Genomic DNA, 20323 nt, shown 5'->3' with positions numbered 1-20323 from the left:
TCGCTCACTGCGTTAGCGACCGGGGAAACCGCGCGCCGCTGGCGCGCGGTATGCTTGTCAGTTGCGTCTGGAGATCACTGATGCAACCCTGCCCTTCCCCGGGTCGCTTCGGGTGCGACAGTCGTCGCACCACTCGCTCCCGGCCGTCCGCGTGTTTGCGCGTTGTCTGACAGCATTCCATCGACCTGTCCCCTGACTACCCATGGACGAATGTATTCGGTATTAGTGCGAAGAATCACCGCTATCTCGTAGCAGTGGCGGGGCTGACCGGTGTGGCTGTTATTAAGACCCATCAGGTGAAAGCGGAGTGTATGAGCGACGACCGAGACCACGGATTCGAAACCGACGCCTTGCACGTCGGCCAGGAAGAGCCAGACGCCGAGACGCGCTCCCGCGCGCCCCCGCTGTACCAGACCACCTCCTACGTCTTCGAGGACGCCGAGGACGCCGCAAAGCAGTTTGCGCTGGAGAAGCCGGGCCACATCTACTCGCGCCTGATGAACCCCACCGTCGGGATGCTACAGGAGCGGCTGGCGGCGCTGGAGGGCGGTGTCGGCGCGGTCGCCACCGCTTCGGGAATGGCGTCGCTGAACCTCGCCACCTTCCTGCTCGCGGACGTCGGCGACAACGTCGTCACGGCGTCGTCGCTGTACGGCGGGACCTACACCTACTACACCCACACCGCGCCCCGTAACGGCGTCGAGACCCGATTCGTCGACACGCTCGACTACGACGCCTACGCCGACGCTATCGACGAGAACACGGCCTACGTCCACTGCGAGACTATCGGCAACCCGGCGCTCGTGACGCCCGATTTCGAACGCCTCGCCGAAATCGCCCACGACCACGGCGTCCCCTTCTTCGTCGACAACACCTTCGCGACGCCGTACCTCTGTAACCCAATCGAGCACGGGGCCGACCTCGTCTGGAACTCCACGACGAAGTGGATCCACGGCCACGGCACCACCGTCGGCGGCGTTCTCGTCGACGGCGGCTCGTTCCCGTGGGAGGAGCACGCCGACAAGTACCCCGAAATCGCCGGCGACAACCCCGCGTACCATGGCGTCAACTTCCGGGAGCGATTCGAGGACGCGGCCTTCACCTACGCCGCCATCGCCCGCGGGCTCCGCGACCTGGGCTGCCAGCAGTCGCCTTTCGACGCATGGCAGACGATGCAGGGCCTGGAAACGCTGCCTGCCCGGATGGACCGCCACTGCGACAACGCCATGGGCGTCGCCGAGTTCCTCGCCGACCACCCCGAAGTCTCCTGGGTCACCTACCCCGGCCTCGAAGACCACGAGACCCACGACACCGCCAGCGAGTACCTCGACGGCGGCTACGGCGGCATGATAACGTTCGGCCTCGAAGCGGGATACGACGCCGCCCGAACGACCGTCGAATCGACGGAGATCGCCTCCCTGCTGGCGAACGTCGGCGACGCGAAGACGCTCATCATCCACCCGGCTTCGACCACCCATCAGCAACTCACCGACGACGAAAAGGCCGCCGCCGGCGTCACCGACGACATGGTCCGCCTCTCCGTCGGCACCGAGTCCGTCGAGGATATCAAAGCCGACCTCGATCAGGCTATCGGCCAGGCAACCAAATAACTAAAGATACGGTTTTCTACTGGATATATCTGGACACTCGTACCAAAGCTATGCAATAATTCACCTATTCACTAGGTTTATTACGGGAGAGAACAATGTATTCAATGAACCGTCGCCGGTAGCGAGCACGCGTCGGTTCATGCTCAACCATACTCTGTCATTGGTCCGACAACGACTGCTCGCATCCGTGGGGAGCGTGCCACTCCCTGTTTTTGGTATTGACCCACAGTGTACGGTACGGAGCGTGGCGAAAACGCGACTGCGCTACAGGATTCCTTCGGCTTTCAGCAGCTCGGACAGTTCGTCCATCGTTTCGACTGACGTGTCACACGACGGCGCGACGGCCGGCTTCGGGTCGAAGCCGATAGCGAGGTTCGCGACTTCGAGCATCGGCAGGTCGTTGGCGCCGTCCCCGACGGCGACTGTCGTGTCCCGGTCTTCCCCGGTAACGGCAGTCACGACCTCCATCGCGTCGTCTTTCGTCCCGGAGATGAGCGGGCCACGGACCTCGCCAGTTAGTTTGCCGTCCTCGACCAACAGACGGTTGGCGACGATGGCGTCGACCTCGACCCCCTCCGTTTCGAGTGCAGCCGCGACCCCGCGCTCGAACCCGCCGGTGAGGATGGCGACGTAGACGCCGGCGTCCCGCAGCGCCGCGATGACTTCGGCCGCGCCGGGCCGCAGGGCGACCTCGTCGAAGGCGGCCCGGGCTTTCTCGTCGGGGAGGCCCTCCAGCAGCGCACACCGCTGGCGGAGGCTCTCGGCGTACTCGATCTCGTCGTTCATCGCGCGTTCGGTGATATCGGCCATGTCCTCGGCCGTCCCGTTCTGGTTCCCGAGCAGGACCGTCATCTCCGAGTCGGAGAGCGTCCCGTCGAAGTCGAAGGCGACTAGCATTACCCGCCCGTTTCGCGTGGAGGGTTTCAAACTATCCGGTTTCCGGTCGGTCGCTCCCTATGGCTTCGGCGGCGGCCCGTCGTACGCCCCGGTATCCACCTTTTTCAGCGTCGCCGTTCCTCACTCGCTCCGCTCGTTGCGGGACGACTCCTCGAAAACCCTGGGCGAAAAAAGGGTGTGTTCTCACTCCGTTCGAACACAGGGTCATTGATTTAGGGCTTCGGCGGCGGCCCGTCATAGGCGTCCATGTCCTGGTAGAAGTTCAGCATCGCGAACTTGAGCTTCTCGGGGCCGATGTCGACCATCTCCCGTCGTTCCTCCGGCGGGAAGGTCCCGCGGACGGCGTAGTCGTGCATCTCCATCTCGGCGGCCTCGGTGTAGCGCTTGTCCAGCAGGATGCGCGCCCCGAAGTCCTCGGGCGAGCGGACCACGCGGCCGAGGGCCTGCCTGGTCTTGCGGACTGTTGGGATTTCGACGGCGTAGCGCCAGCCCGCGTCGTCCTCGTCGTCGCCGAAGGCCACGTCGTAGGCGTCCTGGACGGCGTCCATCCGGTCGTCGAGGTGGGGGTAGGGGACGCCGACGACCACGACGGTCCGGGCGTCGTCGCCGTCGTAGCTCACCCCCTCGCCTAGCGTCCCCCACAGCGAGGTGTAGAGGACGCCGTCGTCGCCGTCGGTAAAGGCCTGCCGCAGGTCACGCGCCTGGGTTCCCGGTTCGTCCAGATACCGGGTTGCGCTCACGGCGGTCATATCGTGGTAGCGCTCGGCCTCACTGTAGGAGGGACAGAACACGAGCGTGTTGCCGGGCGTGAACCGAACGATGTCTTCGAGGGTGCGCGCGATACGCTGCTGCGTCTGGGGGTCGTCCCGCTCGCTCGAAAACAGCGCCGGGCCGTCGACGGCGTAGGTTCGGCGACGCTCCTCCGGGAACTGTGCGCCGTAGGCCATCGTCACCGGATTCTCGACGCCGACCACGTTTTCGGTCACGTCGAAGGGCCGCAGCGTGGCGCTCATCAGCACCGCCGCGTGCAGGTCCTCGAACAGGTCGCGGGTGACCTCTTCGGGGATGCAGGTGTACAGTTCCGCGCGGCCGTACACCTCGTCGGTCGACTCGTCGCGGCGGACGCTGACCACGGGATACTGGCCGGTCTCGTCGGATTCGTCGAGCCAGTCGGCGATGAAGCCGGCAGCTTGCAGGGTCTGGCACTCCTTTCTGGTGTCCAGCTCCCCTTTCTTGAACGCCTCCTGGTACCGTGCGTCCAGATCACGACCGAGTTCCAGCGCCCGGTCCAGTTCCTCGTGGAAGCCGGGGCCGGTGTACCCCTGGAGGAACGCAAGCGTCAGATCGTCTTTCCGGTCGTCGTTGGCGATGGTGATGTCGTCCCAGTGCTCGTCGACGGTCGCCCGTGCGCCGAACTCGAAGGCGTCCTCGTAGGCCTCGATGAGCGCGTCCCGGAACGTCTCGATGACGTTAGCCGCGGCGTCGGTCCGGGCGTCTTCCTCGCCGTCGAGTTCCTCTATGGCCTGGTCGAGCGTGTTTTCGGTGAGTGTCCGCCGGGCGTGGTCGCGGGCGGCCGATTCGACGTTGTGGGCTTCGTCGAAGACGGCGATGATGTCCTCGGGGTCACGGCCGATCCAGTTGAAGAACTGCTCGCGGATGGTCGGGTCCAGCAGGTGGTGGTAGTTACACACCACGAGGTCGACGCCGTCCATTCCCTCCTTTAGCAGTTCGTAGCCACACAACCCCTGCTGGTGGGCGTACTCGTACACGTCGTCGGGCGTCCGCACGTCGTCGAACAGCCACGCGTAGAACTCGCTGGTGTCGACAGTGAGGTTCCGGTAGTAGTGGTCACACGTCGACCGCTCGGTCTCGATCTCCTCGCGCTCGTCCTGGAGATCCCGGAGTTCCTCGACGACGGCGTTGCGGGCCTCCATCGCCTCGCTGCTGCCGGCCTGCCCGTCCGAGAGGAGTTCCCCCTCGCGCTGTTCGAGTTCGGCGATGTCGCTCTCGACCTCGACGAGGTCACGGGTCGTGTCCCGAAGCGCCTGGCACTCCTCGTAGTCTACGTCGATGTGACACATCGACCCCTTGCCGCGGAAGACGACCGCTCGCAGGCGTTCCTGGTCGGTTATCGCTCTGGCGTCCTCGACGAACTGGCGCATCTGCTGGTGGACGTTCGTCGTGATGACGACGGTCTTGCCCGTCTCGCGGGCGTGTTCCAGCGCGGGGACCAGCGACGCGAGCGTCTTGCCGGTCCCGCAGGCCCCTTCGAACAGCACGTCACGGCCCTCCTCGAGCGCGTCGTATATCGTACCCATCGCCTCCTGTTGATGGTCGTACGGCTCCTCGAAGGGGAAAAACCGCATGTAGCCGTCGTCCGTCGTTGCCACGTGCCCCGATTGGCCGTTCACCGGCAAAAGGGTTCGCCCCCACAGCTACTTGCCGGGAGCGCCCCTCCCGTAGGATATGTGGCGCGTCGCGCTTACCGTCGCCGTTGCGCTTCTCGCGGGGTGCTCGGGCTTTCTTCCGGCCGGCCCGACGGCGGGCGACGGCGATTCGGTGACGCCTGCCCCAGTCCCCACTAGTTCGCCGGACGTGACGGTGACAGTGCCGACCAGCGACGGGGCGGTCGACGTGGCTCGACTGCTCGACCGCCACGAGCGGGCGCTTTCGACCCGGAGTTTCCACCGTCACGTCGAACAAGCGGGCCCACAGAACACGCTCGACGTTTGGATCGACCGGGAGCGGGAGGTCCGGCGTGTCCGGCGGCGGTTCGGCCCGATATCCGACGACGTGGTTCTCGCCAACGAGACAGTGTACACGAACGTCCGAGACGATCCCGATACGCCGTACTCGGCCACGCCCGCGACGCCGAATACGTCGCTGATCGCCTCGCCGGCCGGCGTTGACCTGCTTCGACAGCTCCTGTCGAATACCCAGTACCGGCAGGTCGACGCCTTCCGGTGGAACGGGCGGCCGGTCGCCGTTCTGGCCACGGCGGACACGGTGACACCGACTGCCGAGAACAGGTCCGAAATCGGGCGGTCACGCGTGTACGTGGACCGACAGGGGATAATCAGATACGTCGAACACACCGAGCGACGACCGGACCGGCCGGACATCGACACGACGATGACGGTCGCGACCGACACCGAGCGCGTCCCGATCCCGTGGTGGCTCGAAGAGAACGATCCCTACAGCTCCGGCTCGATGTAGACTTTCCTGATGTCGTCGTTGGCGTCCTGCATCGCCGATTCGAGGGCCGTTATCTCGTCGTCCATCGACTCCGTGTCGAGAGTCGGGTCGAACCGCAGGTCAGCGAAGACGATGACCTCTTTCGGGCCGAAGTACACCGTCCGGAAGCCGATGATTTCGTCCACGTGCTCGTTCGCCGTGATGACATCGCGAAGCCGCTGTTCCTCGTCCGGCGGGAGGCTCTCCCCCAGCAGCAGCCGCTTGTTCTCCCAGGCCAGCGCCAGGGCGAAACCCATCAGCATAATCCCGATAAGCAGCGCGGAGATCCGGTCGAAAAACGGGTTGCCGGTCTGCTGTTCGAGGAACAGGCCGACCAGCGCGATGACGATGCCCGCGAGCGCGATGGCGTCCTCGGTCAGCGCGGTCAGCGTCGTCACGTCGCTGGTCTTGCGGAACGCCTCGCGGTAGCCCGACCAGTCGTTCCGGTCGATCTGGCGTTTCATCTCCGCTCGCGCCTTGTACAGAGCCCACGTCTCGAAGACGAACGCGCCGAGCAGGACGGTGTAGTTGACCCACAGCGGGTCCAGCCACGCCGGCGGCTGGTAGGTGAAAAACAGGAACTCGACCGCCTCGCCGGCGTGTTGCTCGCCGCCGTGGCCCCCCGAAGTCAGTTGGTCGTAGCCGTGTTTCGCGCTCTCCCAGCCGGCGATGCCGAACAGGAAGACGGAGACGAGAAAGCTATAGAAGAACTGTGCTTTCCCGTACCCAAACGGGTGACGACGGTCCCGCTTGCGCTCGCTGAATCGAATCCCGATGAGTAGAAAGACCTGGTTTCCGGTGTCCGAAATGCTGTGGTACGTCTCCGACAGCATCGCCGCACTCCCGGTGAGAAGGAAGCCGAAGAACTTCAGGATCGCAATTGCGCCGTTGGCGACCAGTGCGGCCATGACGACTGATTTGCTCCCTGCCATTATTTTTCCGTCACGACCGTGACGCAAAATGCTTCTGGATTTATACTTGGCTCCACTACCGCCGGTATGCTCGCCGTCATCTCCGATACCCACGGGACCGACGACCATCGACTGACAGGTCGAACGCTCGACGCCGTCCGTGAGGCCGATCAGGTCCTCCACGCGGGCGATTTCATGACCGAACAGGTTCTCGATGCCATAGACGCCGAATGCGACGAACTGACCGGCGTCGTCGGGAACAACGACCGGCCGGCGGTCCGTGCCCGACTGCCCGACGTTGCGACCGTCTCCTGGGAGGGGCTCACTATTGTCGTCGTTCACGGCCACGAACACACCGAAACCGCGCTCGGGATGCTAGCCCGACAGGAAAACGCCGATGTCGTCGTCGTCGGTCACTCACACAGACCCACACTGACTGATTTCGGCGGCTGGACGCTGGTCAACCCGGGCAGTTACGCCGACCCGCGGCGCTATCAGCCGGCCCACGCGGAACTGGACGTCGTGGCCGGGGACGTTCGCGTCCGCCTCCGCTCTCCGGACGGCACGCCGATTTCGACGACTATCGTTGAACGGTGAGTGTACCGCAGAGAGGTTTCTGGGCGGTTCTATGTATCTTGGAGCAAATGTAATCCCAGGCAGCTACTGTCGCATGTACCACAGCGCCGCCATCCCCGCGATGACGAACGCGCCGCCGGCGAAAAACGCCAGCCCCGGTGGGATCGCAGCGGCGGCGGCCTCGGCACCGCCCTGTGCGGCCGTATCGAGCGCGCCAGCGGTCGCCTCGAAGCCCCCGTCGGTCACGGTCGCGTTCTCGGCGTAGAAACTGGGGTCCCGCGTGCCTGTGTCCGCACTCCCGGATGACACTGCTGGGCCGCCAAACAGCGACCCGAACCCGCTCCCGAACACCTGCTGGACCAGCAGGCTCGCGAAGCCGATGACGGCGAGACCGCCGATAATGTTTGCCAGTGCCGCCCGCAACCCCGACGTCTCCTGTTCGTCACCGGCACAGATGACGAGTGGCTGGTTGGCTGGTGCGAACACGTCCATCTCACGGCCCTTCTCGGAGTAGGCCGTATCGACCACCTCGACCGCACCGGCGTTTTTGAGTTTCTTCAGGTGGTACTGCGCGTTCTGCAGCGACGTATCTACCCGGTCGGCCAACTCTGACGGCGGCGCTGGCTCCTTGTTCAGTTCCGACAGTAAGTTTCGCGCTGTCTCTGCCGAGAGTGCCGACAGCACGTCGTCCGCATCATCACTGTCGACACCGATGACTCGGGGTTCGGCGTCCGGGGTCGCCGGGTCCCGAGAAGGCAGCAACGACATGATTGTCCGTATGTTCTATGGGATTATGAGTCTTTGCCAAAGTTCAGTACTCGTTGTAGCTATCGGTCAAACCCGTATTTTACCCTTCAAAATCGTCCGGTAGGCGCCCGAGGACGGGGCTCCCGAAAGGATTTTCTTGTCGGCTGGACAATCGTCGATATGGCTGACACGCTCACGTACGCACTCCTCGCTGCCGTCCTCCTGTTTTTCTTCTTCATGTACCTGATGCTCCGGCGGACGTTCCAGGGATTCAAAGAAGGGTTCCAGCAGAGCAAGAAGAAGTAGCCGGGAGGGCAACGGTTAGGGGCCGCCGGCGGTGCCTATCTGTATGGACCCACGCATCCGCGAACACGCGGAGGTCATCGTCGACCACTCTATCGACCTGAGCGAAGGCGATAACCTCGTTATCGACGCCCACCCGCAGGCCGAGAACCTCGTCGTCGCGCTCCACGAGTTCGCCGCCGACCGCGGCGCGAACCCGCTGGTCGTGCAGGACCGCCTCGGCGAGCGGTTCCGCCGCGCCTATCTCCGCAACCGGGACGAGTTCGAGACGCCGAGCCACGTCGAGGCGCTGTACGAGGAGATGGACGCGTATATCGCTATCAAGGGCAGCGACAACGTCACCGAAACGAGCGACGTGGATCCCGAAACGACGGCCGCCTACCAGCAGTCCCAGCAGCCGCTGCTGAACGAACGGCTCTCGAAGACCTGGTGTCTCACGCAGTACCCCGCGCCCGCCAACGCCCAGCTCGCCCAGACCTCCACTGAGGGGTACGAGAACTTCGTCTGGGACGCCGTCCTCAAGGACTGGGACGCCGTCCGCGAGCACCAGGCACAGATGGTCGAGATCTTAGACCCCGCCGACGAGGTCCGCATCGTCTCCGGCGACACGACGGACGTGACGATGTCTATCGCCGGTAATGAGACGCTTAACGATTACGGCGAGAAGAACCTCCCCGGCGGCGAGGTGTTCACCGCGCCGGTCCCCGACAGCGTCGAGGGCGAGGTCCTGTTCGACAAGCCGCTGTACCACCAGGGCCGTGAGGTGACCGACGTCAGCCTCCGGTTCGAGGACGGCGAGGTCGTCGAACACAGCGCCGGCAAGAACGAGGACCTCTTGTCTGAGGTGCTGTCGACCGACGACGGCGCGAACCGGCTGGGCGAACTCGGCATCGGGATGAACCGCGACATCGACCAGTTCTCCTACAACATGCTGTTCGATGAAAAGATGGGCGACACCGTTCACATGGCGGTAGGGAGAGCCTACGAAGAGACTGTCGGCGCGGACAACGAACAGAACGAGTCGGCAGTCCACGTCGACATGATCGTCGACATGAGCGAGGACTCCTTTATCGAGGTCGACGGCGAAGTCGTCCAGCGGAACGGGACGTTCGTCTTCGAGGACGGATTCGAGAGCTGAGGTTGCTAGCGGTGCGGCTCTGTCTGGAGGTTCTGTACCGAGCGCGAGCGGAGCGAGCGGTCGGCTTTTTCATCGACGTTTTTCGAGGGGTGGTCGCCGAAGGTGACCCGACGATGAAAAAGGTCGGTGCAGGTCGTCCAGCGGGACGGGACGTTCGTCTTCGAGGACGGGTTCGAGAGCTGAGACTGACAGCGGTGCGGCTCTGTCTGGGGATTCTGTACCGACTGCGGATGGCGCGGGCGGTCGGCTGGGGACGGGAAGTCAGTCGTCGTTCGCCGTCTCCGCGCCCCCGCGGTCCTCGGTTGTCGCGTCGAACACGTCCGTGTCATCGTGAACTGTGCCGTCTTCCTCGACAGCGAACGTTTCGAGTACTGCCCCGAGGTCGTCGGCGCGGTCGGAGAGCTGTGCAACGGCAGTTTCAACGCTATCGACGGCCCCGACTTGCTCGGTCGCCGCGTCGGCGACGGCGGTTGCCTCGGCTGCCGTCGCGTCGCCGATCTCGCCGACCTCCTCGACCATCGAGACAACCTCCTGCGTGGACGCCGCCTGCTCGTCGGTCGCGCTATCGATCTCCCGCATCCCGGTTGTCGCGTCCTCGATATCGTCGACAATGCCGTCGAACGCCGACAGCGCCTCGCCGACGGTCTCGGTCCCGGTGGCGACCTTCGACTGGGTTGCGTGCATCTCCTCGACGGTGCGTTCGACCTGTTCGCGCATCTCGCCGATGGCAGTCTCGATGTCTTCGGTCGCCGCGACCGTCTCATCTGCGAGGATCTTCACCTCGTCGGCGACGACGGCGAACCCGTCGCCCTCGCCACCGCTGCCGGCGCGGGCGGCCTCGATGTTGGCGTTCAGTGCGAGCATCGTCGTCTGGTCCGCGATGTCCGTGATGAGGTCTGTCACGGCCTCGACCTCGCTCATCAGCCCGTCGAGCGCTTCGACCTGCGTGACGGTCTGTCCGGTCGAGGTCTCGATTTCGTCGAGGGCCGTCGCCGCGCGCTGGGCTGCTGTCCGGCCGTCCCGAGACCGGTCGAGCGCCTCGTCGGCGCGGTCTCTGACGGTATCGGCGGCGGTCGAAACCTCCTCGACGGTGGCGGAGAGGTCTTCTAACTCCCCTAAGACGGTCTCGAGCTTCGCCGACTGGGCTGCTGCGCCGTCGGCCATCTCCGTCGCCGACGCTTTCACGCCGGCGCTGCGGTCGTGGACCGCGGTGACGTTCTCGGAGACGGTCCCGCTGGCGGCCTGGACCGACTCACTGAACGTCCGGACCTCGCGGATGGTGTCCTCCCACTCGTCGAGCATCGCGTTGTACGCCGTCGCGATGTGGGCCATCGACTCGTTCTCCGCGTCTGTCGCCATCCGCGCCGTCAGGTCACCGTCGGCACAGGCGTTCATGACCTCGCTGTAGGCTGTAGCCCGAGCCTGGAGTTGCTCGCTTAGTTCCAGTGCGTCCTCGCGGGCGGTTTCGGCCTCCCGCTTGGCCGATTCCGCTTCGCTCCTCGCGGCCTCTGCGTTCTCTCTGGCCCGTTCAGCGTCGGCAATCTGGTCCCGGAGCGACCGGCGCATCTCATCGAAGGCGTTGAACAGGCGGCCGATCTCGTCGTTTCGCGAACTTTCGATACTCGCTTCGAGGTCCCCATCCCGGAGCCGTTCTGCCTTCGACACGAGGCTGTTGACGGAGCGGACGGTGTTCCGACCGATCGTCACGCCGATGGCGGCGAGGCCCACGAGCAACACCCCGAGCAACTGGAGTATCTGTTCGGAAACCGTGTCCCGGAGCGCGTAGGCCTCTGCGGTCGGTTCACTGTTGGTTACGACCCAGCGCGTGTCCGGGACGGCCGCGTAGGCCACTGCGAGACCGTCGTTCGTTTGTTCGACGAACCCGGTACTGTTCCCGATGTGCTCTGCGCTCGGGTTCGACGTGAGTATTCTGTCGGGATCGCTCGCGAGCACGACTGTCCCGCTCTCGTTGATGACCGCGACGGTCGCGCTATCTGCGGCCGCTCGGTCTGACCTTGCCACCTGCTCTGAGAGGTCGCGCAGGTCGACAACGCTGAAGACGGCCCGCCCGTCGTTGGTCGGTGTTCCGACCGCCACGAGCATCACGGGCGTCCCGTCTTCCAGTCGAAACGGCTCTGAGTACACAGCGCGTCCGGCCGTGCCGTGGACTGTTCGGTGCAGCTTCGTGGCGACGTTCGGTCGTAACTTGTCGCCGTCTACGGCCTTCCGGTCGCCAGTGCTGACGGCGGCTGTCCCCGCGGTTGCGTTGGCGAGATACGTCCCCGTTATCGCGTCTCGGTTCGCAATCCGAACCAGCAAGTCCCCCGCCGCGTAGGCGTCGCCGCTCCGGACGGCCGAGGTCTTTGTTACCGAACCCAGTTGCTGGTTTGTCAACGCGAGCCAGCTGTGGAGTCGGTCGGCGTCGCTCGTGGCGGTCGCCGTCAGATGCCGCTGGGTCTCTTCGGTTATCTGTGTGTCGACAGTCGCGTGTATCGAGTAGCCGACCCCACCGCTCACTACCATGACAAGCATGAGGAGCGCGGCGAACTTACGACCGTAACTGTTCGTCACCCCACGAACCCGATGCGACCAGTCCATCGTCCGGACTGTGGCCACCGCTGTATTTTTACCCTGATATTTCCTGTACATACCGCTCTATATTCACTATAGCCGTTCTAACGGCAGGCCGTCCTGTCGTCAGCACAGGCAGGACTTATGCCGTCAGGTGAGGTAGATCAGCTATGAGCGATCAACGGTCCCTGCTCGTCCGTGCGGTGTGGTTCGTCTTCGTCGGCTGGTGGGCGACCGGCATCTGGCTCTCGGTCGCGTGGTTCCTGAACGTCACCATCATCGGCATCCCGTTAGGTATCAAGATGATTAACAAGGTGCCGCTGGTCCTGACGCTCAAGCGGCGGGACCGGCTCGTCACAGGGAACAACGGGGGATCGCAACACTCGCTGCTCGTCCGCGCGGTGTGGTTCGTCTTCGTCGGCTGGTGGGCCAGCGGCGTCTGGACCGGCGTTGCGTACGCGCTGTCCGTGACAATCGTCGGTCTCCCGCTGGCGATCTGGATGTACAACAAGCTCCCGTTCGTCGTTTCGCTGTACCAGTACTGACGGACGATCTCGGTCAGTAGGTCAATCCATGTACGGCTTCTCGATGTCCGTCTCGACTGGAATGAGGGCATTGATGCGACTGGTGATGCCGTCGAACAGCGTGATAAGTGGCGAGAGGACGCGCTCGACGATCCGGACCGGCGTTGCGACGGTCAGCGCCCACGCCTCGGCGTTGCCGAGGCCGAACGCCTTCGGCACGATTTCGCCGAAGATCAGGATGAGGAAGCTGGTGACGACCGTAGTCGCGACGACCGCCGGCCCCGGCGAGAGGTAGCTGGCGACGAGGACGGTGATGATGCTCGAAATCGCGATGTTGACGATGTTGTTGCCGACAAGCAGCGTCACCAGCAGCCGGTGTGGGTTGTCGTACAGTTCCTGCAGCACCTGGGCCCGTCGGTCGCCCGTCGCCGCCTCCTGTGTTATCCACTCTTTCTGGAGCGAGAACACTGCTATCTCCGAGCTCGAGAAGAACGCGCTCAACCCGAGAAGCAAGGCCACAGCGAGTCCGCCACCGACTGCCACGATAGGGCCACTCATAGCCTGTCTTCGGCAAGGTGGGGAAAGAAGGCGTCGACGCGGCCTGACGGCCCGCGAGCCGACGGACGGGGCGAAGGATACTCCACGCTCCAGCACCTTGTGACTGTATGCCACTCGGCCAGGTGGAACTGGCGTTGCGCGTCATCGCAGGCCTGTTCGTCATTGTTGCGCCGACACTGCTGTTTCTGGGACTGTGGCGCGGCCTCGAAGCGATGCGTGACGACGAACTCATCCAACAGGCCCACCAGCGCGCCGAGATGCGGGACCGGTCGCCGACTGACGCTGACTGGCCGGTCGATGTACTCGCCGACGAGGCGGTGTCGCCGCTGTCGGAGACCAACCTGTCGGTCGTGACCTGTGGCACCTGTGGCACGCCGAACATGCGAAACGCCACCTACTGCCAGGAGTGTCTCACGGAACTGGACGACTAATCAATCGAAGTCGCCGTTTTCGTCGACCTGAATCGCTATCGTCGGCTCGGACCGCACGGCGCTGCAGTCGGCGTCTCGCTCGACGGCAAACGTAACCTGCTCTGTCCGGTTCGTGTCTAGTCGGAACTCTCCCGTAATCGCGTACGATTTCGTGGTTGATCCGGCAATCGTGTCTTCGTCCCAGTCCCGTTCGACGTTCACCCACATGTCCTCCCGGGGGTTGTCCGCAGGCCCGACCAGACAGCCGGAGAGGGACGGCAGATCGAGCGCTCGCAGGAACGGCGACGGGTTCGAAGCCGTGATTGTTCCGATCTGCTTGTTGACGGGCGGGTACCCGCCCGCCCCTTGCTCCGTTTCCGGGACCGACACGGTGACCGATTCGTTCGTCTGCACATCGTAGGTCACGCCGCCGCTGAGCGCATCGCCTCCCACGAGCAGGACGCTCACGACGAGGAGGCCCCCGAGCGCGTACCCGGCGGTGCGACGCGACGGCGTCGGAATCCCTGCCCGAAGCGCGTAGCCGAGGCCGACGAACAGCCCCGCCGACGCGGCGAGCAACAGGAACGTTCCCGTTTCGCCCGGCGAATACCGAACGACGACGTAGCCGACGAATACGACGTAGGTCACCCCGCTGAGGGCGAAGGCCACGACGTCCAGTACGTCTCGTTCGAGTGCCACGCCCGCGACGAAAAACGCGACGAAGCCAAGCAACAGCAGCGCCGCTTTCACCGTTATCGAGAGATTGAACACGACGTCCCGAACGAAATACAGGAGCGCCGCCGTGGCGAACAGGACACCGAGTACATACAGGAGTTTGCCGCTGTCAATAGCCAAGCGCATGGAGGGTCACCGGCATTTCTCTTAGCTGATAAATAAAATTCCGCCCCACCTTTTTTGCGTCGCCTGTCCTCGTGCGCTCGCTTCGCTCACTACGGGAACTACGCCTCAAAAATCTACGTTAAAAAAACCAGACGTCCCAACTGCTTCGCTCGTTCGCGTCCGGGACAGATCAGTCCCCTACAGCCGACTGCTCCGACTGTGAATTCGAAGCCGACAGCGGCGTCCGCTCGACCACAGTCCCGTCGTAGGTCGGGTACTGCTCGACGATTTCACCCTTCTCGACATCACCCTCCTCGACCATCTCTTCGAGCAGCCACCAGGCCAGTTCGACGTGGTCGGATTTGACGGTGTAGTACTCCTCGGGAACGCCAAGGGCTTCGAGGCGAGATTCCGTGGTCCACGCCTTCCCGTAGACGAGGGTCCCGTCGTCGGTCACGTCGTCGAACGGGCGGCGGATGTTGCGGGCCATCCGCTTGAGCCGCGAGCGGTGCTGGGCGGCGTCTTTGAACACGCTCGTACAGAAGTACACCTTCTCGTGGTCGCCCATCTTCTCCAGGATGTCGTGGGACCCCTCGACGGCGCTCATGTGGTCCTCTTTCAGTTCGAAGCCCTCCTCCTGCATCCGGCGGTAGTTCCCGTCGGACATCTCGAACTCGTTGATGTTACAGAAGTCGGCCGCGCCCTCGTCTAAGAATTCGAGGAACTCCTCCTCGGCGCGGATGCCGGGAATCTCGAAGGCGGGGGTCAGCCCCTCCTCGCGGGCGATGTAGAGGATGTCCTCCCACTCGGTGCCGTGGAGGTCGCCCCACTGCTCTAAGGGCGGGTGGAAGCGGATTTCGTCAAGCCCCGCCTCGGAGAGGCGGCGCATGTTTTCGCGGCCGCCAGGGATGCCGGTGTAGAGGTGGGTGTGGTGGTCCTCGCCGAATTCGTCTTTCAGCAGCTCCAGGTAGTGGCAGGTCCGGTCGAGTACTTCCTGGGGTTCGCCACCCGTAATCGACGTGCCGAGCGCGCTCATGCGCTTGGCCTCCTCGATGACGTCCGAGTCGTCCTCGATGGGGCGCTCGTTGGCGTACATCTGGGTGACGTTCTTGCGGTTTTCCCCGAGGGGACAGTAGAAGCAGTCTCGCTGGTCGCAGTAGCCGTAGACGAACAGCACCATCTTGCCGCCTTTGGCGCACTGTTCGCAGCCCTCGGAAATCATTGTATCTAGCCACCGCTCCCAGCGGGAAAAAGCGTGCGCATCGGGTCCAGCGTGGGACGTGACGGCATGGGTCGGCTCCCTGGGCACTCCGGATTCCCGTGGTGCTTATCCCACTTCCCGACGCAGACGGTGGTATGACAGACACCGGGACCGGAATCACCGGGTCCCGCCGCCGTCGTGGCCTCGCGGTCGTCTTCTTCGTCGTCTTTCTGGACCTGCTGGGGTTCGGCATCATCATCCCCATTCTGCCGTACTACACGCGCACGTTTCCGGGCGGAACGGAGTTCGTCATCGGGCTGCTCGCGGCATCGTACTCCGCGATGCAGTTCGTCTTCGCGCCGCTACTGGGGTCGCTGTCGGACCGCGTCGGCCGCCGGCCGGTGCTGGTGGTATCGCTGTGTGGCTCCGTCGTCGCGTGGACGGTGTTCGGGCTGGCCGACGCGCTGTGGCTCCTGTTCCTGTCCCGACTGCTGGCCGGCGCGATGGGCGGGAACCTCTCGACGGCCCAGGCCTACGTCGCCGACGTGACGCCGCCGGAGCGCCGGGCCGCCGCGCTCGGCTTCATCGGGGCCGCGTTCGGCCTCGGGTTCATCTTCGGGCCCGGCATCGGTGCGGTGTTGAGCTTCGACGCCACGGTCGCCGCCGTCGACGGGTTCCTGCCGGCGGCCGTGCCGATTACCCGGTTCTCGCTCCCGAGCTTCGCCGCCGCGGCCGCAAGTCTGGCTGGTGTCGTCGTCGCCCTGTTCTTTCTTCCCGAATCCAGAAGCGTCTCCGAGTCCGCGGGCGCGACCGCGACAGCACGCACGTCGTCGATTTCCCAACTCCGGGCGGCGGTGGCGACCCCTGGGCTCCGGCCGCTGCTCGCGGCCTTCTTCCTCGTTTCCTTCGCCTTCTCCGGCGTGCAGGTGATGTTTGTCCCCTACGTCGCCGACATATACGGCTACACGGCCGCCCAGAGCGCGCTCCTGTTGACCTACATCGGTGTCGTCGCGGTCATCACGCAGGGCGTCCTCGTCGGCCGGCTCTCGGCCCGCTACAGCCCGGTCCGGCTCTCGCTGTTCGGGACCGGACTGCTCGTCGTCGGCGTCGGTGCGATTCCGGCTTCGCGGGCCATCGGATCGGTGCTTCCTGACCTGACCGCACTCACCCCGTTTCTCACTGCTGACCTGCTCGGCCTCTTGCTCGTGTTGACGCTGCTGCCGCTCGGCAACGGCGTCCTCTCGGTGACGCTGACGGCGCTCGTCTCCCAGCGGGCCAGCGCAGCCGTCCAGGGGAGTGCCTTCGGCATCACACAGGGTGCTGGCAGTTTGGCCCGGACGGTCGGCCCGCCGGTCATGGGCGGGCTGTACTTCGCCGTCGGTTACTGGTCGCCGTTCGTCGTCGGCAGCGTCCTGCTACTCCCGGTGCTGTGGCTCGTCGCCGGACTGGGAACGCCGGACACCTACGAGCCGCGGCCGGCGGACCCGGGCCACGCCAGATAGGGACCGCTTTGAATTGGCTGGAAGCCGTGTCTCGTGTATGGACGACGAGGAGGAAGACCCGGTCGGCGGAGCGCTGCCGGTGGCAGAGACGCTCGACGACAGGGTGCTGGGATTCAGCGAGACGGCTATCCGGTACGTCGAAGTCGTCGCGGCGCTGGTCCTCGTTCTCCTCTTTGCAATCGGCGTGTTCGACCTTGGGCTGCAGATATTCCAGAGTGCGGTCCGTGGCGACATCACCGACCCGCTGGTCGTCGTCGGCTTCATCGACACCGCCCTCCTCCTCTTTATCATCGTCGAGGTGTACCAGACCGTCGTCGCGTACACGCAGGAGAGCGAAACCCGGCGCATCGTCCGTCTGGTGATCTATACCGGCGTCATCGCGATGGTCCGGAAGGCTATCATCTTCCGCACCGGCGAGTACAGCTCCGAACAGGCCGCGCTCACCGCCGCAGCGGCGTACACGCTCATCATTCTGGGCCTTGCCGCACTGTTGCTCGTCGAACGGCGAACGCGTGGGACGCTGCCGGAATCCGGGTAAGGCTGGCGGTATTTAGACGAAATCAGGAAGTAAACAACCAGAAAGCCCCGACTGGCTGCACTCGGGGGACTCGCTTCGGTCTCTGCTCACGGCGCGAACGCCGTTTGTATGGTCCGAGGGACCGTCGGTCCCTCGCTACTCACTGCGTTGCGGTCCTTTCGTCGTCCGCCGTCCTCAGAAATCGAAGATTTCTGATGGGCTGCGCAAGAGCTTCGCTCTTGCGAACGTCGTGCAGCCAGCCACCGGGAGACCCTTGGTCTCCCGAGCAGTCGGCGCACAGCGCCGACAACGCCCCCTTTCAGTCCAACCCATGCCGGCTGACCAACCGGCTACGGGCGGGACTGAAAGGGGCCGTGCTCTCGGCGAACCTCGGCGACGCAAGCACCCACGGGAGCGCAGCGAGCCGCGGGAGCCGAGAGCACGGGGGCTTTCTGGCTCTCCGCAACTGCTGAACTAAACAGTACCATGTGACGGTCCCGAAAGAAGTTAAACACAGACGGCGTAGCGCCGGTAGATGCTGCTGGTGCTGTGTATCGACCTCGACGACGACCTCGGCCGCAAGACCGGCATCGACACGCCAGTCATCGGGCGCGATGCCGTCGTGGACGCAGCGGTGGCGCTGGCCTCGAACGACCCGGAGGACTCCGACGTGAACGTTCTCTTCGAGGGCGTTCACATCTACGACGACATCACCGACGAACCGGTCGAAGTCGCGGCTGTCACCGGTGTCGACGGGAGCGACGTCGCCGCCAACCGGGCCGTCGGCGAGGAGGTCGATACCGTCCTCGCGTCGCTGGCCGCCAGCGAGGACGTGCGGGCGCTCATTGTCACCGACGGCGCACAGGACGAATCCGTCGTCCCCGTCATCCGCTCGCGGGTCCGCATCGACGGCGTCCGCCGCGTCGTCGTCCGTCAGGCCCAGAACCTCGAATCGATGTACTACACCATCAAACAGGTGCTCGATGACCCGGAGACCCGCGGCACGATTTTGGTCCCGCTCGGTATCCTCTTGCTCATCTATCCGCTGACAATCGCCGTCGAAGCGCTGGGGTATCCCGGCTCCGCGCTGGGCGTCATCTCCGGCCTGCTGGGCCTCTACATCCTCGCACGCGGCCTCGGCGCTGAGAAGATACTGGACGACGCGGTCGAGCGAACGCGGTCCGGACTGTACGCCGGCCGCGTGACGATTATCACCTACGTCGTCGCGGCCGCACTGCTCGCCATCGGCGGCGTCAGCGGCGTCCAGGAACTCGACCGACAGACCGACCCTGACGCCCTCGAAGTCATCGCGTCGCTGGTTTCAGGCGCGATCCAGTGGTTCGCCGCCGCCGGCATCACCTCCAGTCTCGGCCGCGTGACCGACGAGTACCTCGACGGGACCTTCCGCTGGCGATATCTGAACGCCCCCTTCTACGTCCTGTCGATTGCCGTCGTGTTACACGCCGTCAGCGCCTTCTTCCTCGGCATTCAGGACCTCCAATACCTCGCCGTGATGCTCACCGGCGGGACGCTGCTCGGCCTGGTCAGTACGCTGGCGTTCGCCGTCGCGGAGGCCCGCTTCGACCGCCCCGAACAGCACAATCAAGACCCCGGCGGCCCCTCATCCGAGTGATGTACGTCTCCCGTGCCGTCGAGAGTCTCCGTGCGGACCCGATCGAGGGCGAACCCGTCGACCTGGTTCTCGAAACGGCCCCCGGCGTTGACCCCGAGCCTGTTGCCGCCGCCGCGGAGGCCGCCGGCGCCACCGTCGAGCGACACCTCCAGTTCGACGACCTGCTGGTCTCGACGACACAGGACCGAATCGACGCCCTCTGTGACCTGGACGGGCTGACGGCGGTCCAGACCGGTAATGTAAACGCCATCACGACCGCCGATGACGTCGAAGAGGACCTCGACCACGGTGACTGACCGGCGACCGTGTTTCGCATTTCTTTTGTCACCGCCGGAAGTATAGGACAGCGAGGGCACGTAGCTCAGTCCGGATAGAGCGTCGGACTTCTATCTCCGCTGGCTGTGCCACCGGGGGAAGCCATCCGACGGTCGTGGGTTCGAATCCCACCGTGCCCGTGAAGCCGCCGAGCGATACGAGGCGTGCTGGACCGCAGCACGCAGGCGATTCGAACTACGCGAGACCAGCGAAGCGAGTCTCGCCATCGAGCGAGAATCCCACCGTGCCCGTTATCTGCGTGCTAGTAATGTAGACAGCAACGCTATCCCGAAGCGTAGCGATACGTCAAAGCGAGCGATCCATCGGTCCCACCCGGCCACTCCCGTGTTCTCCTTCGCAGGTTCGCTGTCGGTTATCCGCTCGGAAAAAGTCTGCCGCCACGGAGGAGTCCTCCCAGCAATGCGTCTCGGAGTATCACAGTGAAGGGTCACTACTGCCGGATACCGAGTCGGTTTGTACGGTTGTCAGCGGCACAGCAACCCGACTTGGGGGGATGGTACCGGTTTCGTCCCCTTCACACGCCGGGCTTTTCCCGCAAAACGTATGAAACAACGACATTTTGACACCCGACTATTGTTTTGAAAACATGGGTGAACCACCGGTACTGCGGTTGGCGCGTTGATCCCTGTTTGTGGGGTCGGGAAGACAACGCGCTCGCCGCCGCTGCACAGTCTGTTTCGGTCTCCGGACGGCTTCGATGCTGTTGCTGAGTACATGCCTGACACGGATCGTTATCGGTTAGTTCCGGAGTACGCCGACCTGGGGTCGGCGGACGCTGAGACATTGCGACAGTGATCCGAATGCACCCCGGCGGC

Annotated in this window: 19 protein-coding genes and 1 tRNA gene; 12 read left to right on the top strand and 8 right to left on the bottom strand. The window is 64.4% G+C overall.

Annotated elements, in window-relative coordinates; translation table 11 throughout:
• The first annotated feature begins 311 nt into the window (after positions 1 to 311).
• Positions 312 to 1610 carry an O-acetylhomoserine aminocarboxypropyltransferase/cysteine synthase family protein gene (locus ACY9XZ_RS06250; RefSeq protein WP_463456194.1) on the top strand — a complete coding sequence of 433 codons (1299 nt, stop codon included), beginning with the start codon at positions 312 to 314 and terminating at the stop codon, positions 1608 to 1610.
• A gap of 264 nt (positions 1611 to 1874) precedes the next feature.
• On the opposite strand, the gene serB is transcribed toward ACY9XZ_RS06250, so the two are convergent.
• Together serB and ACY9XZ_RS06240 are read right to left on the bottom strand one after the other, a co-directional pair.
• Entirely contained in the window at positions 1875 to 2507 is a 633-nt protein-coding gene (serB, locus tag ACY9XZ_RS06245) for a phosphoserine phosphatase SerB (RefSeq protein ID WP_463456193.1), read from the bottom strand.
• 212 nt (positions 2508 to 2719) lie between these two features.
• Positions 2720 to 4897, bottom strand: coding sequence for an ATP-dependent DNA helicase (locus ACY9XZ_RS06240; protein WP_463456192.1), 2178 nt, complete (start codon positions 4895 to 4897; stop codon positions 2720 to 2722).
• A 76-nt stretch (positions 4898 to 4973) separates the two neighbouring features.
• Here ACY9XZ_RS06240 and ACY9XZ_RS06235 point away from each other — a divergent pair, with 76 nt between their 5' ends.
• On the top strand, positions 4974 to 5723 hold the full coding sequence (locus ACY9XZ_RS06235) for a hypothetical protein (RefSeq protein WP_463456191.1): 750 nt from the start codon (positions 4974 to 4976) through the stop codon (positions 5721 to 5723).
• Here ACY9XZ_RS06235 and ACY9XZ_RS06230 read toward each other — a convergent pair.
• On the bottom strand, positions 5702 to 6673 hold the full coding sequence (locus ACY9XZ_RS06230; RefSeq protein WP_463456190.1) for a cation diffusion facilitator family transporter: 972 nt from the start codon (positions 6671 to 6673) through the stop codon (positions 5702 to 5704). The two genes, ACY9XZ_RS06235 and ACY9XZ_RS06230, sit on opposite strands and share 22 nt — an antisense overlap.
• Positions 6674 to 6739: 66 nt before the next feature.
• On the opposite strand from ACY9XZ_RS06230, the gene ACY9XZ_RS06225 reads away from it, so the two are divergent.
• The gene (locus tag ACY9XZ_RS06225; protein ID WP_463456189.1) at positions 6740 to 7249 is read left to right on the top strand and encodes a metallophosphoesterase; all 510 of its coding nucleotides are present in this window, start codon (positions 6740 to 6742) and stop codon (positions 7247 to 7249) included.
• Between the two features lie 63 nt (positions 7250 to 7312).
• Here the strand turns inward: ACY9XZ_RS06225 and ACY9XZ_RS06220 are convergent, their stop codons facing one another.
• Complete coding sequence (locus tag ACY9XZ_RS06220) at positions 7313 to 7996, bottom strand: ArsR/SmtB family transcription factor (protein ID WP_463456188.1); 684 nt, start codon at positions 7994 to 7996, stop codon at positions 7313 to 7315.
• Positions 7997 to 8155: 159 nt separating this feature from the next.
• On the opposite strand from ACY9XZ_RS06220, the gene ACY9XZ_RS06215 reads away from it, so the two are divergent.
• Together ACY9XZ_RS06215 and ACY9XZ_RS06210 are read left to right on the top strand one after the other, a co-directional pair.
• Positions 8156 to 8281, top strand: a complete 126-nt coding sequence (locus ACY9XZ_RS06215) for a DUF7859 family protein (protein WP_463456187.1) — start codon at positions 8156 to 8158, stop codon at positions 8279 to 8281.
• Positions 8282 to 8324: 43 nt separating this feature from the next.
• Entirely contained in the window at positions 8325 to 9416 is a 1092-nt protein-coding gene (locus ACY9XZ_RS06210; RefSeq protein WP_463456186.1) for an aminopeptidase, read from the top strand.
• 261 nt (positions 9417 to 9677) lie between these two features.
• Here ACY9XZ_RS06210 and ACY9XZ_RS06205 read toward each other — a convergent pair whose 3' ends face one another.
• Complete coding sequence (locus ACY9XZ_RS06205) at positions 9678 to 12014, bottom strand: methyl-accepting chemotaxis protein (RefSeq protein WP_463456185.1); 2337 nt, start codon at positions 12012 to 12014, stop codon at positions 9678 to 9680.
• 143 nt (positions 12015 to 12157) lie between these two features.
• Between ACY9XZ_RS06205 and ACY9XZ_RS06200 the strand changes: the two genes are divergently transcribed.
• A complete protein-coding gene (locus ACY9XZ_RS06200; protein ID WP_463456184.1) occupies positions 12158 to 12532 on the top strand; it encodes a YccF domain-containing protein in 375 nt (124 codons plus the stop codon).
• 21 nt (positions 12533 to 12553) lie between these two features.
• On the opposite strand, the gene ACY9XZ_RS06195 is transcribed toward ACY9XZ_RS06200, so the two are convergent.
• On the bottom strand, positions 12554 to 13069 hold the full coding sequence (locus ACY9XZ_RS06195; RefSeq protein WP_463456183.1) for a CNNM domain-containing protein: 516 nt from the start codon (positions 13067 to 13069) through the stop codon (positions 12554 to 12556).
• A 107-nt stretch (positions 13070 to 13176) separates the two neighbouring features.
• On the opposite strand from ACY9XZ_RS06195, the gene ACY9XZ_RS06190 reads away from it, so the two are divergent.
• The gene (locus ACY9XZ_RS06190; RefSeq protein ID WP_463456182.1) at positions 13177 to 13500 is read left to right on the top strand and encodes a DUF7577 domain-containing protein; all 324 of its coding nucleotides are present in this window, start codon (positions 13177 to 13179) and stop codon (positions 13498 to 13500) included.
• Here the strand turns inward: ACY9XZ_RS06190 and ACY9XZ_RS06185 are convergent, their stop codons facing one another.
• Together ACY9XZ_RS06185 and ACY9XZ_RS06180 are read right to left on the bottom strand one after the other, a co-directional pair.
• Complete coding sequence (locus ACY9XZ_RS06185; RefSeq protein WP_463456181.1) at positions 13501 to 14340, bottom strand: DUF1109 domain-containing protein; 840 nt, start codon at positions 14338 to 14340, stop codon at positions 13501 to 13503.
• 169 nt (positions 14341 to 14509) lie between these two features.
• Positions 14510 to 15541 carry a radical SAM protein gene (locus ACY9XZ_RS06180; RefSeq protein ID WP_463456180.1) on the bottom strand — a complete coding sequence of 344 codons (1032 nt, stop codon included), beginning with the start codon at positions 15539 to 15541 and terminating at the stop codon, positions 14510 to 14512.
• 134 nt (positions 15542 to 15675) lie between these two features.
• Between ACY9XZ_RS06180 and ACY9XZ_RS06175 the strand changes: the two genes are divergently transcribed.
• The 5 genes from ACY9XZ_RS06175 to ACY9XZ_RS06155 all read left to right on the top strand — a co-directional run bounded on the left by ACY9XZ_RS06175 (position 15676) and on the right by ACY9XZ_RS06155 (position 19627).
• Complete coding sequence (locus tag ACY9XZ_RS06175) at positions 15676 to 17022, top strand: MFS transporter (RefSeq protein WP_463456179.1); 1347 nt, start codon at positions 15676 to 15678, stop codon at positions 17020 to 17022.
• A 37-nt stretch (positions 17023 to 17059) separates the two neighbouring features.
• Entirely contained in the window at positions 17060 to 17560 is a 501-nt protein-coding gene (locus ACY9XZ_RS06170; RefSeq protein WP_463456178.1) for a phosphate-starvation-inducible PsiE family protein, read from the top strand.
• Between the two features lie 514 nt (positions 17561 to 18074).
• Positions 18075 to 19172 (top strand): DUF373 family protein, encoded by a 1098-nt coding sequence (locus ACY9XZ_RS06165; protein WP_463456177.1) that lies wholly within the window; start codon positions 18075 to 18077, stop codon positions 19170 to 19172.
• Positions 19172 to 19468: a hypothetical protein gene (locus tag ACY9XZ_RS06160; protein WP_463456176.1), complete on the top strand. Its 297-nt coding sequence runs from the start codon at positions 19172 to 19174 to the stop codon at positions 19466 to 19468. The genes ACY9XZ_RS06165 and ACY9XZ_RS06160 overlap by 1 nt, the downstream gene beginning before the upstream one ends.
• A 54-nt stretch (positions 19469 to 19522) precedes the next feature.
• Positions 19523 to 19627 (top strand) — tRNA-Arg (locus ACY9XZ_RS06155).
• Positions 19628 to 20323 lie beyond the last annotated feature (696 nt).

The sequence above is a fragment of the Haloarcula sp. HT12 genome, from assembly GCF_055271655.1.
The sequence above is the reverse complement of the archived record's forward strand: the minus strand, read 5'-3'. Positions and strand labels throughout refer to the sequence as shown.